The sequence below is a fragment of the Sphaerisporangium cinnabarinum genome (assembly GCF_055567015.1).
This window is the reverse complement of the sequence record NZ_JBVHRG010000002.1, coordinates 420450-434857: the sequence shown is the minus strand read 5'-3', so window position 1 is coordinate 434857 and position 14408 is coordinate 420450. Positions and strand designations below refer to the sequence as shown.

11 protein-coding genes are annotated in these 14408 nt (G+C 74.6%); 5 read left to right on the top strand and 6 right to left on the bottom strand.

All coding sequences use genetic code 11. The features are described 5' to 3' along the window. Positions 1-96: 96 nt before the first annotated feature. On the bottom strand, positions 97-798 hold the full coding sequence (locus ACZ4MO_RS04940; protein ID WP_175007867.1) for an exonuclease domain-containing protein: 702 nt from the start codon (positions 796-798) through the stop codon (positions 97-99). A 160-nt stretch (positions 799-958) separates the two neighbouring features. On the opposite strand from ACZ4MO_RS04940, the gene ACZ4MO_RS04935 reads away from it, so the two are divergent. From ACZ4MO_RS04935 to ACZ4MO_RS04920, 4 genes are read left to right on the top strand one after another with little or no spacing between them, the layout of a single operon-like run. Next, positions 959-2071, top strand: a complete 1113-nt coding sequence (locus tag ACZ4MO_RS04935; protein WP_499278635.1) for a GuaB3 family IMP dehydrogenase-related protein — start codon at positions 959-961, stop codon at positions 2069-2071. Between the two features lie 8 nt (positions 2072-2079). Then, the gene (locus ACZ4MO_RS04930; RefSeq protein WP_342779527.1) at positions 2080-2727 is read left to right on the top strand and encodes a GNAT family N-acetyltransferase; all 648 of its coding nucleotides are present in this window, start codon (positions 2080-2082) and stop codon (positions 2725-2727) included. Further along, positions 2724-3779 (top strand): GNAT family N-acetyltransferase, encoded by a 1056-nt coding sequence (locus ACZ4MO_RS04925; RefSeq protein ID WP_175007869.1) that lies wholly within the window; start codon positions 2724-2726, stop codon positions 3777-3779. The genes ACZ4MO_RS04930 and ACZ4MO_RS04925 overlap by 4 nt, the downstream gene beginning before the upstream one ends. Then, complete coding sequence (locus ACZ4MO_RS04920; protein WP_175007870.1) at positions 3776-5419, top strand: succinic semialdehyde dehydrogenase; 1644 nt, start codon at positions 3776-3778, stop codon at positions 5417-5419. The genes ACZ4MO_RS04925 and ACZ4MO_RS04920 overlap by 4 nt, the downstream gene beginning before the upstream one ends. Before the next feature lie 10 nt (positions 5420-5429). Here the strand turns inward: ACZ4MO_RS04920 and ACZ4MO_RS04915 are convergent, their stop codons facing one another. From ACZ4MO_RS04915 to ACZ4MO_RS04895, 5 genes are all read right to left on the bottom strand, one after another. Further along, entirely contained in the window at positions 5430-5975 is a 546-nt protein-coding gene (locus ACZ4MO_RS04915) for a SanA/YdcF family protein (protein ID WP_499278621.1), read from the bottom strand. A gap of 269 nt (positions 5976-6244) precedes the next feature. Beyond that, the gene (locus ACZ4MO_RS04910) at positions 6245-7162 is read right to left on the bottom strand and encodes a DUF4031 domain-containing protein (RefSeq protein WP_175007872.1); all 918 of its coding nucleotides are present in this window, start codon (positions 7160-7162) and stop codon (positions 6245-6247) included. Positions 7163-7282: 120 nt separating this feature from the next. Continuing rightward, positions 7283-8542, bottom strand: coding sequence for an acetate/propionate family kinase (locus ACZ4MO_RS04905; RefSeq protein ID WP_074808948.1), 1260 nt, complete (start codon positions 8540-8542; stop codon positions 7283-7285). Next, positions 8539-10728: a phosphate acetyltransferase gene (gene pta, locus ACZ4MO_RS04900; protein ID WP_175007873.1), complete on the bottom strand. Its 2190-nt coding sequence runs from the start codon at positions 10726-10728 to the stop codon at positions 8539-8541. Before pta ends, ACZ4MO_RS04905 begins: the two co-directional genes overlap by 4 nt. Next, positions 10725-13226, bottom strand: a complete 2502-nt coding sequence (locus ACZ4MO_RS04895) for a phosphoketolase (RefSeq protein ID WP_175007874.1) — start codon at positions 13224-13226, stop codon at positions 10725-10727. Before ACZ4MO_RS04895 ends, pta begins: the two co-directional genes overlap by 4 nt. A gap of 260 nt (positions 13227-13486) precedes the next feature. Here ACZ4MO_RS04895 and ACZ4MO_RS04890 point away from each other — a divergent pair, with 260 nt between their 5' ends. Further along, positions 13487-14380 (top strand): SURF1 family cytochrome oxidase biogenesis protein, encoded by an 894-nt coding sequence (locus ACZ4MO_RS04890; protein WP_175007875.1) that lies wholly within the window; start codon positions 13487-13489, stop codon positions 14378-14380. Positions 14381-14408 lie beyond the last annotated feature (28 nt).

Genomic DNA, 14408 nt, shown 5'->3' with positions numbered 1-14408 from the left:
CGGCCCGCTTCAAGCGCTCGCCATGCCACCATCACACGACCTTCACCCGGATCATGAGATATGCGTCGAGGTTCCTCGCGGGGGTGGTGACCCGCGTCAGCCCGGCCAGCGGCCGTCCGCCCCGGCGCCGACGTAGGGCCGGTCACGCTCCGGGTCGAGGGCGTCGACCCACCGCCGGTGCGCGACGACCTGCAGGTCGTGCAGCGCGGCCGGTCCGAGACCCGCCAGGTCGGGGTACGCCCGCGCGAGCGCGTCGAGCAGGTCGAGCGTCGCGAGCACGTCCCCGTCCGCGGTGTGCAGGGGCCCGACGTCGAGCACCTCGTAGCGCGCGCACAGGTCGACGAGCCGGCGCTTGCCCTCGCGGGAGGGGTCCCACGCCCGGTCGAGCACGAGCGGGTCGAGCACCGGTCGGACCGGTCGCCCGAGGCGCGCGGAGAGCGTCGGCAGGCCGTGGCGCACGAGCTCGGTGTCGAGGATCGCGAGGTCGAACGCCGCGTTGTAGGCGACGAGGGGGACGCCGTCGCGCTGGGCGTCGACCACGAGCGTCGCGATCTCGTCGAGCGCGACGGCGGGCGCCGTCCCGTGCGCCGTGGCGTGCGCGGTCGTGATGCCGTGGATCCCCGTGGCCTCCGCCGGGATCTCGACGCCCGGGTCGAGGAGCCACGTGCGCACGTGCGTGGCACCCGGCTCGCGGAGCACGAGCGCGGCGGTGACGACGCGGTCGACGTCGACGTCGAGGCCCGTGGTCTCGGTGTCGAGACCGAGCAGCGGTCCCGCCGTCCAGGGCGTCGTCGTCATGGTCCACCTCTGCCGTCCGGTCGGGTCCCGGGGCGCCCGGCGCTCCCGTCGTCGCCGGACGTCCCGGCGACGAGCGTCACCCTGCCAGCGCCCACCCACACGGTGGTCGGTGCAGGTGACGGGCACGGCCCGCCGGTAGGCTGACCCGGTGAGCAACGAGATCGAGATCGGACGTGGCAAGCGCGGTCGGCGCGCGTTCTCCTTCGACGACGTCGCCGTCGTGCCCTCGCGGCGCACGCGCGACCCGGAGGAGGTGTCGGTCGGCTGGCAGATCGATGCCTACCACTTCGAGCTGCCGATCCTCGCGGCGCCGATGGACTCGGTCATGAGCCCGGCCACCGCCGTCGCGCTCGGCAACCACGGCGGCCTCGGCGTCCTCGACCTCGAGGGCCTGTGGACGCGCTACGACGACCCGACCGCGCTCCTCGAGGAGATCGCCGGGCTCGAGCCGCTCGAGGCCACGCGCCGCATGCAGGAGATCTACGCCGAGCCCATCAAGGCCGACCTCATCACGCAGCGCCTCAAGGAGATCCGCGCGGCGGGCGTCACGGTCGCCGCGGCCCTGTCGCCGCAGCGCACGCAGGAGCACTATCAGACGGTGGTCGACGCGGGCGTCGACCTGTTCGTCATCCGCGGCACGACGGTCTCCGCCGAGCACGTGTCCGGCGTCGCCGAGCCGCTCAACCTCAAGCGCTTCATCTACGAGCTCGACGTCCCGGTCGTCGTGGGCGGCGCGTCCACGTACACCGCGGCGCTGCACCTCATGCGCACGGGCGCCGCGGGCGTCCTCGTCGGCTTCGGCGGCGGCGCGGCCCACACCACGCGGGTCTCGCTCGGCATCCACGCGCCCATGGCGACCGCGGTCGCGGACGTCGCGGCGGCACGGCGCGACTACCTCGACGAGTCGGGCGGCCGCTACGTGCACGTCATCGCGGACGGCGGCGTCGGCCGCTCGGGCGACCTCGTCAAGGCGGTCGCGTGCGGCGCCGACGCGGTCATGCTCGGCGCGGCGCTCGCGCGGGCCGAGGAGGCGCCGGGCAAGGGCTGGCACTGGGGCTCGGAGGCCCACCACGCCCAGCTCCCGCGCGGCGAGCGCGTGCGCGTCGGCACGGCCGGCACGCTCGAGGAGATCCTCTTCGGGCCGGGCCGCCAGGCCGACGGCACGCTCAACCTCGTCGGCGCGCTCCGCCGGGCCATGGCGACGACCGGGTACTCGGACCTCAAGGAGTTCCAGCGCGTCGAGGTCGTCGTCTCCCCGTACCAGCCGCGCTGACCGGCGCCGTGGCCGGACGCATCGCCGACGGTCCGCGCCTGACGCACGCCAGTGACGGCGTGCCGGGCGGCGGAGCCGTGCCCGCTGAGGGCGCGGGCCGCCCGGGGACCGACGCCGTGGACGGGGCCTCCACGGAGGTGGCCGCCATCGACGTGTCCTTCACGGAGGTCGAGGACGGCGACGTCGAGGCGGTCGTCGCGCTGTGGCGCACCTGCGGCCTCACCCGGCCGTGGAACGACCCCTACCGCGACCTCGCCGACGCCCGTCTGGGCGAGACCTCGACCGTCCTCGTGGGCCGCGCGACGCGGGACCTGCCCGCGGTGGCCACGGACGGCGCACCGGGGGAGCCCGGCCCTCGCGAGGTCGCGGCCGGGGAGCTCGTCGCGACGGCGATGACCGGCGTGGACGGGCACCGGGGCTGGCTCTACTACGTGGCGGTCGACCCGCGCCTCCAGGGCCGCGGGGCGGGCCGTGCGACGGTCGTCGCGGCGGAGGCGTGGCTCGCCGCCCAGGGCGCGCGGGCCGTGCGCCTCATGGTGCGCGCCACGAACGACGCGGTGCGTGGCTTCTACGAGCGGCTCGGGTACGCGGACCAGGAGTGCGTCGTGCTCGGCCGCCCGCTCGGCGCCCCGGACGCCCGCGACGCCGGACGATGAACCCCGCCGCGTGGCGGCCGGACGACGACGACCTCGCCGCCCTCGAGACCGAGCACCGCGCGCGCGTCGCCGCGCTCGACCCCCTCGTCGCGGTCCCCGCCCTCGGCGCCACGACGGACGACGAGCGACTCCTCGCCGTGCGGCTCCCGGACGGCTCGCGCGCCGCGGGGCTCCTGGGCGTGGGGGACGTCCGGCCGGACTCCGTGGCGGCGGGGTTCCGCGCGCTGCGCGAGCACCGGCTGCGGGCGCGCGCAGCGGGACCGGACGTGGGTGGCGCGGTCCGCGCGCTCGTGGCGGTCTGGACGGCGCGCGTGGGGCGCGACCCAGGTAGGGCACCGGAGGGCGACGGGCTGCCCGAGCGGGGCCCCGCGCCCCGCGACCACGGCCTGGCGCTCCTGTGGCCGAGCCGCGACGTCGAGGCCGTGGGCGCGCTCGCGGCGAGCGGCCTGCGCCCGACCGTCCACCTCGCCGCGCGCCGCGGCGCCTCCTCGGTCCGGCCCCGCGACGACCTCCCCGGGATCGTGCTGGCCGACGCCGGCCCGGACGACGTGACCGCCGTCGTCGAGCACCAGCGCGCCGAGCTCGCGTACGACGAGCTCGTGGGCGCGGCCCGCGTCCGGCCGCTCGCGGCCGAGCACCTCGCCGCCCAGGTCGCGGCCGCCGTCGAGAACCCGCGCACCACGGTGCTCGTGGCACGCCGCCAGGTGCCGGGGGAGCGGGCGGGCGAGGTCGTGGGCGTCGTCGCGGTCGAGCCGCCCGAGCGCTCCGGGGCCGTGGCCGGGACGGTCACGGCAGGGCCGGTCGCCTATCTCGTCCTGCTGCACGTGACGGGCAGCGCGCGCGGCACCGGCCTCGGTGGGGCGCTCGTCGACGCGGCGCTCGCGCGCGTGCACGAGCGGGCGGGGCCGGGCGCCGTCGTCGTGCTGCACCACGGCGTGCTCAACCCGCTGTCCGCGCCCTTCTGGGCGCGGCAGGGCTTCCGGCCCGTGCTCACCACGTGGGAGCGGCCCGTCGACGCGCTGTCAGCGCCACGACGTAGCCTGTCCCCATGACGAGCTCATCCGGCACACCCGGCTCCGGGCGCGGCGACGGCGCCGCGCTGGACGGTCTGATCGACCCCGAGAACCCGGCCGCGACCTACGTCCTCGAGCCGGAGGTCGTGGCCCCCCTCGCGCAGCGCGTCGTCACGTCCAACGAGGCGGGCATGCACCGCTCCGTCCTGCCCTCCACGGGAGCGCCGCTCGCCGCGGTCCCCGTGTCGTCCGTCGAGGACGTCGCCCGTGCCGTGGCGCGCGCCCGGGCGGCGCAGCCGGCCTGGGCCGCCCGCTCCGTGCGCGAGCGCGCGGCCGTGCTGCGGCGGTTCGGCGAGCTCGTGCTCGCGCGCCAGTCGGACGGCCTCGACCTCATCCAGATGGAGTCCGGCAAGTCGCGGCGCAGCGCGTTCGAGGAGATCGCGGACGTCGCGATCCTCACGCGTCACTACGCCCAGCGCGGCCCGCGCTACCTCGCCGACCGGCGGGCGCCGGGGATGCTGCCCGTGCTCACCGGCACGCGCGTGCACCGTCGCCCCGTGGGCGTCGTCGGCGTCATCGCGCCGTGGAACTACCCGCTGACGCTCGCGCTCGCCGAGGCCGTGCCCGCGCTCGTGGCGGGGAACGCCGTCGTGCTCAAGCCGGACCCGCAGACGACCCTCACCGCGCTGTGGGGCGCGGAGCTCCTCGAGGAGGCAGGGCTGCCCGCGGACCTGTTCCTGGTCGTCGCGGGCGGGGGAGAGGTCGGCGCCGCGGTGACCGACCACGTCGACCACATCGCGTTCACCGGCTCGACCGCCACCGGCCGCAAGGTGGCCGCGCGCGCGGGGGAGCGCCTCATCGGCGCGACGCTCGAGCTCGGCGGGAAGAACCCGCTGTACGTCGCGGCCGACGCCGACGTGCGCGCCGCCGCGCGCGGTGCCGTGCGCGCGTGCTTCTCCAACTCCGGCCAGCTCTGCGTGTCGATCGAGCGGCTCGTGCTGCACGAGGACGTCGCGGACGCCTTCCTCGACGAGTTCGTGCCGCTCGTCCGTGAGATGCGTCTCGGTGCGGGGCTCGACTACTCCGCCGACATGGGGTCGCTCACGTCGCAGGCGCAGCTCGACCGCGTGGTCGCCCACGTCGAGGACGCCATCGCGCGCGGCGCGCGCGTCCTCGCGGGCGGTGTGCACCGGGCGGACATCGGCCCGTGGTTCTACGCGCCCACCGTCCTCGACGACGTGCCCGACGACGCGGCGTGCGCGCGCGAGGAGACGTTCGGTCCCGTCGTCTCGGTACGCCGGGTCGCGAGCGACGACGAGGCCGTCGAGGTCATGAACGACACCGAGTACGGGCTCAACGCGAGCGTGTGGACGCGTGACACGGCCCGCGGGCGCCGGATCGCGGCGCGCATCGAGGCGGGGACGGTCAACGTCAACGACGGCTACTCCGCGACGTGGGGCTCCGTCGGGGCCCCGATGGGCGGGTTCAAGGCGTCCGGCCTCGGGCGCCGCCACGGGCGCGAGGGGATCGAGGCGCTCACCGAGGCGCAGACGATCTCCGTGCAGCGCGGCGCGAACCAGGGCCTCACGCTCGACACGCTCTACCAGCTCGGCGGCGAGCTGCCGAGCAAGGTCCTCACGTCGGCGCTCGACGTCATGCGCCGCCTGCGGCTGCCCTGAGGAGCCCCGCTCAGCGGAGCACGGCGTCGAGCACGGCCTTCGTCGCCGCGGGGACCTCGCGGGCGCGGTAGAGCACGGCCTTCCACGGCTCGACGCTCGTCGCGCTGACGCCGACCCCCACGGCGTCGAGACCTGCGACGCGGCACGAGAACAGCGTGCGCGGCAGGTGGTACCCCTGCGTGACGACCACCGCCGTGCCGACGCCGAACTCCGACGCCGCGCGCGTGCACGTCGCGTGGGTGTCGAATCCCTCGCGGTCGAGCAGGATCGCGTCGTCGGGCACGCCGCGGCCGAGCAGCCACGCGCGCATCGAGCCGGGCTCGTCGTAGTCGTCGTGCGCGTCGCCGCTCACGAGCACGACGGGCGCGACGCCCCGGCCGTAGAGCTCCGCCGCCGCGTCGAGCCGACGGCGCAGGTACGTGGACGGGGTCCCGTCCGGCCGCAGGCCCGCCCCCGGCACGACGATCGCGTCGCTCTCCGGCACGTGCGCGGCGTGGGCGACGTGCGCGCGCCCGACCGCCTGCACGACGACGAACGGCGCCAGCACGAGCACCACGAGCCCCGTCGCCGTCCCGAGGGTGAGGCGCCGCCGTCGGGACCGGCGCGGACGACCCCCCGCAGGCCGGCCGGACGGTGGTGCCGGAGGTGACGCCGGATCGTCGATCACGTCCTGACCCTAACGCCGCCACCGCGTCGACCAGGCCCTCCTGGCCGGCCGAGCAGGTTGTCCTGGTCCGTCCGCAGTCCGGGACGGACCACGACCGCCTGCTCGGCGGATGGGGGTGGGGGCTGGGGTGGGGGCGGGGCGGGGGCTGGGAGTGAGGGTCAGGCTCGGGCGTCGAGGGTCGTGAGCTCGGCGGTGAGGTTGGCTCGGGCGCGGTCCTCCCAGAGCGTCGCGCCCTGCGGGGTGCGGAACAGCGCACCGCCGGCGAGCAGTCCGCGCAGGACGGCGGCCCGCCCGGCCCGGAAGGCGTCGTCGGGCACGTGGGCGTACTCGGCGCGCACCTGGCGGGCATAGCGGGCGTACCGGTCCGGCGCGGACCCGAGGACGGCGAGGTCGGCGTCCGAGACGAGCGCCCCGGGCCCGTCGTCCTCGGCCGGGGCGTGGTCGGTCGTCACGAGCACGAGCCGCACGACCTCCTCGACCTCGCGAGCACCGAGGTGGCTCGCCAGCCGGGCGTCCGCGAGCTCGGCGGACCGCTCCTCGTCGCGGCCCGCCTCGCCGTCGTGCACGGCGTCGTGGAACCACAGCGCGAGCTGCGTCACCCCGGGCCTCGCACCCGTGACCACCGTCGCGCCGGGCACGCCGGGCGGGCGTCCCTCCAGGAGCGCGAGCGAGTCGAGGGCGTGCACGAGGTGCTCGGGCCCGTGGTAGACGCGGTGCGGCTCGTGCCAGCGCTCGACGAGCTCGACCCCGACGTCGCGCGCGCCCGGGAGGAGCGCGTCCCAGCGCGCGAGGAGGGCGTCGGCCTTCGCCGCGCGCCGTGCCCGGCCGGGCACGCGCAGGCCCGAGGCGCCGAGGCGCCGGGCGAGCTCACGACCCCCGACCGGGACCGCGCCCGCGGCGACCGCGACGTCGTACCGCTCGGCGGCGACGTCGTAGTGGTCGAGGTCGAACGCCCGCGGGCTCACGCCGATCGACGCCGCGAACGCGTGCAGCTCCGCGAGCGACGCGTCGGACACGAGATGGCTGAACAGCGTCCCGTGCGCGGGCCACGCGGGCGGGTCGATGAGAACGGTCACCGCCCGAGCATGCCACCGACCGGTGAGCCGACGCGCGGGCGTCGGCTCACCGGCCGGGGAACGGGCCGAGCCCGGCGGGGCTCACCCGGCAAGGTCCGGGCGAGTCCCGGGCGGCGAGCCTCAGCCGGCGCGCGACGCCGCCTCGACGACCTCGACCGACTGGCGGGCGATGGCGAGCTCCTCCATCGTCGGGACCACCATGACGAGCGTGCTCGTCCAGTCCGGCGAGATGACGCGCGGCTCGCCGGAGTCGACGGCGTTGCGGTCCGGGTCGACGGCGAGGCCGAGCGGCTCGAGGCCCTCGACGACGGCGGCGCGCACCTCGGCGTCGTGCTCGCCGACGCCCGCGGTGAAGGCCACGACGTCCACGCGGCCGAGGACGGCGGCGTACGCGCCGACGTACTTGCGGAGCCGGTGGATGTACACGTCGAACGCGAGGCGGGCGCCCTCGTGACCGGCCTCCATGAGCCGGTGCAGCTCGCGGAAGTCGTTCACGCCGGACAGGCCCTTGACGCCCGAGCGCTTGTTGAACAGGTCGTCGATCTCGTCGATGCTCATGCCCGCGTTGCGCGCGAGGTGGAACACGACCGCCGGGTCGATGTCGCCGGTCCGCGTGCCCATGACGAGGCCCTCGAGCGGGGTGAGGCCCATCGAGGTCTCGACCGGCACGCCGCCCTTCACGGCCGACGCCGAGGCGCCGTTGCCGAGGTGCAGGACGATCGTGTTGAGACCCTCGATCCGGCGCCCGAGGACGCGCGCGACCTTCCCCGAGACGTACTGGTGGCTCGTGCCGTGGGCGCCGTAGCGCCGGATCGCGTACTTCTCGGCGACCTCGGCGTCCAGGGCGTACGTCGCCACGTGCGCCGGCAGCCGCTGGAAGAACGCCGTGTCGAAAACCGCGACGTGCGGCACGTCGCCGAGCAGCGACCGCGCGACCTCGATGCCCTTGACGTTCGCCGGGTTGTGCAGCGGCGCGAGCGGGGACAGCGAGCGGATCCGCTCGAGCACGCCGTCGTCGACGAGGACCGGGTCGGCGAACAGCGAGCCGCCCTGCACGACGCGGTGCCCCACCGCGTACACGTCGGCGTCGGAGAGCGTCGGGCCGACCTCGTCGAACATCCCGAGCGCGATGCGCAGCGCGTGCCCGTGGTCCGCGACGGGCTCCTCGCGCGTCGTCGTGTTCCCGGCGAACCGGTGCTTGATGATCCCGGACTCCTCGCCGATGCGCTCGATCGTGCCCGCGGCGATCGCCTCGCCGCCGACGGGGTTGACGAGCTGGTACTTGAGCGAGGACGACCCCGAGTTCATGACGAGCACGGACCCGTGCGCGCCGTACGCGCTGTAGGGGTTGGGGCGCTCGCCCTCGGGCAGGATCGTCATGACGTGGCTCCCTGGGAGTCAGAGGTGGGGTCGACGGCGTCGGCCGGGGCCTGCGCCTGGATCGCGGTGATCGCGACGGTGTTGACGATGTCCTGCACGAGCGCGCCGCGCGAGAGGTCGTTCACCGGCTTGTTGAGGCCCTGGAGGACCGGTCCGACCGCGACGGCGCCCGCCGAGCGCTGCACGGCCTTGTAGGTGTTGTTGCCCGTGTTGAGGTCCGGGAAGATGAACACGGTCGCGCGCCCCGCGACGTCCGAGCCCGGCATCTTCGACGCCGCGACGGACGCGTCCACGGCCGCGTCGTACTGGATCGGGCCCTCGACGAACAGGTCGGGGCGGCGCTCGCGCACGAGCGCCGTGCCCCGGCGCACCTTGTCCACGTCGGCCCCCGATCCGGACTCGCCGGTCGAGTACGACAGCATCGCGACCCGCTGGTCGACGCCGAACTGCTGCGCCGTCGCCGCCGAGGAGATCGCGATGTCCGCGAGCTGCTCGGCCGTCGGGTCGGGGATGACCGCGCAGTCGCCGTAGACGAGCACGCGGTCCTGCAGGCACATGAGGAACACGGACGAGACGACGGACACGCCCGGCTGGGTCTTGATGATCTCGAACGACGGCTTGATGGTGTGCGCCGTCGTGTGCTTCGCGCCCGACACCATGCCGTCCGCGAGGCCGAGGTGGACCATCATCGTGCCGAAGTACGAGACGTCCTGGACGCGCTCGCGCGCCTCCTCGAGCGTCATGCCCTTGTGCGCGCGCAACCGCTGGTACTCCGCGGCGAACCGCTCCACGAGCTCCGGGTCGTGCGGGCTGACGACGTGCGCGGCGTCGATGTCGAGGCCGAGCTCCGCCGCGCGGGCGCGGACCTTCTGCTCCTCGCCGAGGATCGTCAGCTCCGCGACCTGGCGGCCGAGCAGCGTGGACGCGGCGCGCAGGATGCGGTCGTCGTCGCCCTCGGGCAGCACGACGTGCTTGCGGTCCGCGCGGGCGCGGGACAGCAGCTCGTACTCGAACATGAGCGGCGTGACGACCTCGGGGCGGGGCACGTCGAGCCCCGCGAGGAGCGCCGCGCCGTCGACGCTCTGCTCGAACAGGGCGAGCGCCGTGTCGACCTTGCGCTGCGACTCCTTGGTCACGCGGCCCCGGGCGCTCGCGGCGGCGCTCGCCGAGCGGAACGTCCCGAGGTCGGTGCGGATGACCGGCAGGCTCGGGTCGAGGTCCGCGACGAGGCGCGCCGTCGACTCGGGCGGGAAGAACCCGCCGTTGAGGATGACGCCGGCGAGCGACGGGAAGCCGGACGCCGAGTGGGCGGCGAGCAGCCCGATGAGGATGTCCACCCGGTCGCCGGGCGTGATGACGACGGCGCCGTCGGTGAGCCGGTCGAGCAGGTGCTCGAACGACATCGCGCCGACGAGCAGGTCGGTCGCCTCGCGCGCGAGGAGCTCCTCCTCGCCGAACGCGAGCGTCCCGCCCACGGCCTCCATGAGGATCCGCACGGTCGGTGCGTCGAGGAACGGGTCCTCGGGCACCGCCCAGCCCGGCAGCCGCGTGCCCGGGGCGGGCTCCGCCGTCGGGCCCGACGACGTCCCGCCCGCGAGCGGCTCGCCGTCCGGGCCGAGCGACCCGAGGAGCGCGCGCACCGCGTCGAGGTCGTCGGGCTGCACGCGGTTCGCGACGACGCCGATGGGCTGCGCGTGCTGCGAGCGCAGCTCGGCGACGCTCACCTCGATGAGGTTCCCCACGGCGTCGGGCGTGCGGCCCTTGCCGGAGACCACGAGGAGGACCGGCGCGCCGAGGTTCGCCGCGACGCGCGCGTTGAACGACAGCTCGGTCGGCCCGGCGACGTCGGTGTAGTCGGTGCCCACGACGACCACGAAGTCGCACTGGCTCGCGACCTCGTGGTACCGAGCCACGATCCGCGAGAGCGCGGCCTCCTGGTCGGCGTGGACGTCCTCGTACGTGACGCCGATCGCCTGCTCGGCGGTCGTGTCGACGCCGTCGTGCGCGAGCAGGAGCTCGAGCACGTAGTCCTGCACGTCCGGGCCGGCGGCCCGGGTGACCGGCCGGAAGACCCCGACCCGCTGGACCTTGCGGACCAGCAGGTCGAGGACCCCCAGCGCGATCGTGGACTTGCCCGTCTCGCCCTCGGGCGAGGTGATGTAGATGCTGCGAGCGGTGTCGCTCACTCGTTGTCTCCTCCGGTGTCCTGCACGGCGGCGCTCGCGCCGTTGTACTGCGGGCCACCCTCCTCGGTCGCCGTCTCGCCGACGTCCGGCCACACCCAGTCGCGCACCTCGGGGATGTCCTCCCCGTGCTCGCGGGTGTACTGGCGGGCCGCCAGCCGCGCGTCGACCATCTCCTGGCGCAGACCCGCGTAGGTCGAGCGCAGGGACGGCACACGGTCGATGACGTCGACCACCAGGTGGTAGCGGTCGATGTCGTTGAGCATGGCCATGTCGAACGGGGTGGTGGTGGTGCCCTCCTCCTTGTAGCCGCGCACGTGGATGTTCGCGTGGTTCGTGCGGCGGTACGTGAGGCGGTGGATCAGCCACGGGTAGCCGTGGTAGTTGAAGATGACGGGCCTGTCCGTCGTGAAGAGCGTGTCGAAGTCCTTGTCCGACAGGCCGTGCGGGTGCTCCTTCTCGTCCTGGAGCCGCATGAGGTCGACGACGTTCACGACCCGGACCTTGAGGTGGGGGATGCGTCGGCGCAGGATGTCCGCCGCGGCGAGCACCTCGAGCGTGGGCACGTCGCCCGCCGAGCCGAGCACGACGTCCGGGTCCTCGCCCTCGACCTCCGTGCCGGCCCACTCCCAGATGCCGAGGCCGCGCGTGCAGTGCGCGACCGCCTGGTCCATCGACAAGAACTGCGGCGCCGGCTGCTTGCCTGCGACGACGACGTTCACGTACTGGCGCGAGCGCAGGCAGTGGTCGTAGGTGGACAGGAGCGTGTTCGCGTCCGGCGGCAGGTAGACGCGGACGATCTCGGCCTTCTTGTTCACGACGTGGTCGATGAAGCCCGGGTCCTGGTGGCTGAAGCCGTTGTGGTCCTGGCGCCACACGTGGCTCGACAGCAGGTAGTTGAGGCTCGCGACCGGCCGCCGCCACGGGATGTGGTTCGTGACCTTGAGCCACTTCGCGTGCTGGTTGAACATCGAGTCGACGATGTGGATGAACGCCTCGTAGCTCGTGAACAGGCCGTGCCGCCCGGTGAGCAGGTAGCCCTCCAGCCAGCCCTGGCACTGGTGCTCCGAGAGCATCTCCATGACGCGGCCGGCGCGCGCGAGGTGCTCGTCGACGTCAGGCCCGAAGAAGTCGGCGTTCCACTGCTTGTCCGTGACCTCGTACACGGCCTGGAGCCGGTTCGACGCGGTCTCGTCGGGGCCGAAGATCCGGAAGTTGTCCGGGTTCATCCGCACGACGTCGGTGAGCCACTGCCCGAGGACGCGCGTCGACTCGGCGATGGAGCTGCCCGGCGCCTTCACGTCCACGGCGTAGTCGCGGAAGTCCGGCAGCCGCAGGTCCTTGAGCAGGAGCCCGCCGTTCGCGTGCGGGTTGTCGCTCATCCGGAGCGTGCCCTCGGGGGCGAGCGCCGCGACGTCGTCGACCAGGCGGCCGTCCTCGTCGAAGAGCTCGTCGGCCCGGTACGACTCGAGCCAGCCGCGCAGCACCTCGAGGTGCTCCGGGGTGTCCCGGGCGCTCGCGAGCGGCACCTGGTGCGCGCGCCACGAGTCCTCGGTCTTCTTGCCGTCGATGACGGGCGGGCACGTCCAGCCCTTCGGCGTGCGGAACACGATCATCGGCCACGCGGGCCGCTCGTCGTTCCCCGCCGCGGCGTCGGCCTTGATCTGCGCGATGTGGTTGAGCACCTCGTCGAGGAGGTGCGCGAAGCGGCGGTGCACCTCGAAGTGGTCCTCGCCGTCGAACCCGCCCGTGAAGAAGTAGGGCGTGTGGCCGTAGCCGATCATGAGGTCGCGCAGCTCGTCGTCGCTGATGCGCGCGAGCACCGTCGGGTTGGCGATCTTGTAGCCGTTCAGGTGCAGGATCGGCAGCACGACGCCGTCGTTGCGCGCGTTGACGAACTTGTTCGAGTGCCAGCTCGTCGCGAGCGGGCCCGTCTCCGCCTCACCGTCGCCGACGACCGCGGCGACGAGGAGGTCGGGGTTGTCGAACGCGGCGCCGTACGCGTGGGAGAGCGCGTAGCCCAGCTCGCCGCCCTCGTGGATCGACCCCGGCGTCTCCGGCGCGACGTGGCTCGGGATGCCGCCCGGGAAGGAGAACTGGCGGAACAGCCGGCGCAGGCCCTCGGTGTCCTGGGTGACGTCCGAGTAGGTCTCGGAGTACGTCCCCTCGAGGTACGCGTTCGCGACGAGGCCCGGGCCGCCGTGGCCGGGACCGGCGACGTAGATCGTCGACTGGCGGCGCTGCGCGATCGCGCGGTTGAGGTGCGCGTAGAGGAAGTTGAGGCCCGGCGTGGTGCCCCAGTGACCCAGCAGGCGCGGCTTGACGTCGTCGCGGTCCAGCGGCGTGCGCAGCAGCGGGTTGTCCAGGAGGTAGATCTGGCCGACGGAGAGGTAGTTCGCCGCGCGCCACCAGGCGTCGACGCGACGCAGGGTGTCGTCGTCGAGCGGTGCGATCTCGGCGGGTTGCCAGGCGGTGGACTCGGTGACGGTGGTCGTGCTCATCTCACGCTCCTGCGGGGGAAGGGTCCGTGAACGACTACGGCTTCATACAACCCCATCGACCGGGGGCCTGCACTATTCCTCCTGGCGCCCGGCGGTGTGACCTGCGCCCACGACGGCACAAAAGGTCCAAGGTCCCGCGGACGGGAACCACGGTCGAGGACGTTGTCCCCGGCGGCGGAGGTCCGTGGGCGGCGTGTGACGTTCGCCCGGGAGGCGGGACGGATGCGGGGACTCGCCCGCGCCCCGGATACCGTGGGGTCGTGCCCGAGCCCACCGCGCCCCGCTCGTTCTGGGCGGTCGCCCGCCAGCCCCGGGTCGTCGGGCTGCTCGTGCTCCTCCTCGTCGCCGCGGCGGTGTGCGCGCGGCTCGGCGTCTGGCAGCTCGACCGCGCCCAGCAGCGTGCCGAGCTCGCGGCGCAGCACGAGGCCGCCGAGCTCGAGGCCGCCGGACCCGAGGGCGTCGGCGTGCTGCTCCCGCCGCAGTCCACGTTCCCCGGCGAGCTCGTGGGCCGCCAGGCCTGGGTCGAGGGCGAGTACGACGCGGCGGGGCAGCTCCTCGTGGAGGGTCGCGCGCTCGACGGCCGCGTCGGCTACCTCGTGCTCACCCCGCTCCGCGTGACCGACGACGGCACGCAGGGCGCGTCGTGGGCCGACCTCTCGGGCGCCCCGGTCCTGCCCGTCGTGCGGGGCTGGGTCGAGTCGCCCGAGGAGAGCGCCGCGCTCGACCCGCCCGACGGCGTCGTGCGCCTCACCGGCTACCTCCAGGCGTCCGAGGCGGCCGGGCAGGGCGGCTCCGCCCCTGGTCGGACCGACGCGATCTCGACGGGCGAGCTCGTCAACCAGTGGGGCGGGCCGATGTACTCGGGGTACCTCGTCCTGCTGTCCTCGGACCCGGCGCAGCCGTCGGCGGCCGACGGCGGCCCCGCCCAGCTTCCGCGCCCCACCATCGAGGGCGGCACGGGGCTCAACCTGCAGAACCTGTTCTACGCGCTCCAGTGGTGGGTGTTCGGCGGGTTCGCCGTCCTGCTGTGGGTCCGGCTCGTGCGCGACGAGGCGGCGGGCGGCAAGCGCCGCACCCGCGGGGAGGACGCCGGGATCGCGGGCCTGCCCGGTCCCGCCGACGTCGACGCGACCGGACCTCGACCGGCCCCCTGAGGCGCGGCCGGGACCGCGCGTCCCGGCC

Excerpts from the sequence above, each read along its gene's own strand:
- ACZ4MO_RS04895 (WP_175007874.1), bottom strand. The coding sequence starts at position 13,226 with ATGAGCACGACCACCGTCACCGAGTCCACCGCCTGGCAACCCGCCGAG.
- ACZ4MO_RS04905 (WP_074808948.1), bottom strand. The coding sequence starts at position 8,542 with ATGACGATCCTGCCCGAGGGCGAGCGCCCCAACCCCTACAGCGCGTAC.
- ACZ4MO_RS04925 (WP_175007869.1), top strand. The coding sequence starts at position 2,724 with ATGAACCCCGCCGCGTGGCGGCCGGACGACGACGACCTCGCCGCCCTC.
- ACZ4MO_RS04920 (WP_175007870.1), top strand. The coding sequence starts at position 3,776 with ATGACGAGCTCATCCGGCACACCCGGCTCCGGGCGCGGCGACGGCGCC.
- ACZ4MO_RS04940 (WP_175007867.1), bottom strand. The coding sequence starts at position 798 with ATGACGACGACGCCCTGGACGGCGGGACCGCTGCTCGGTCTCGACACC.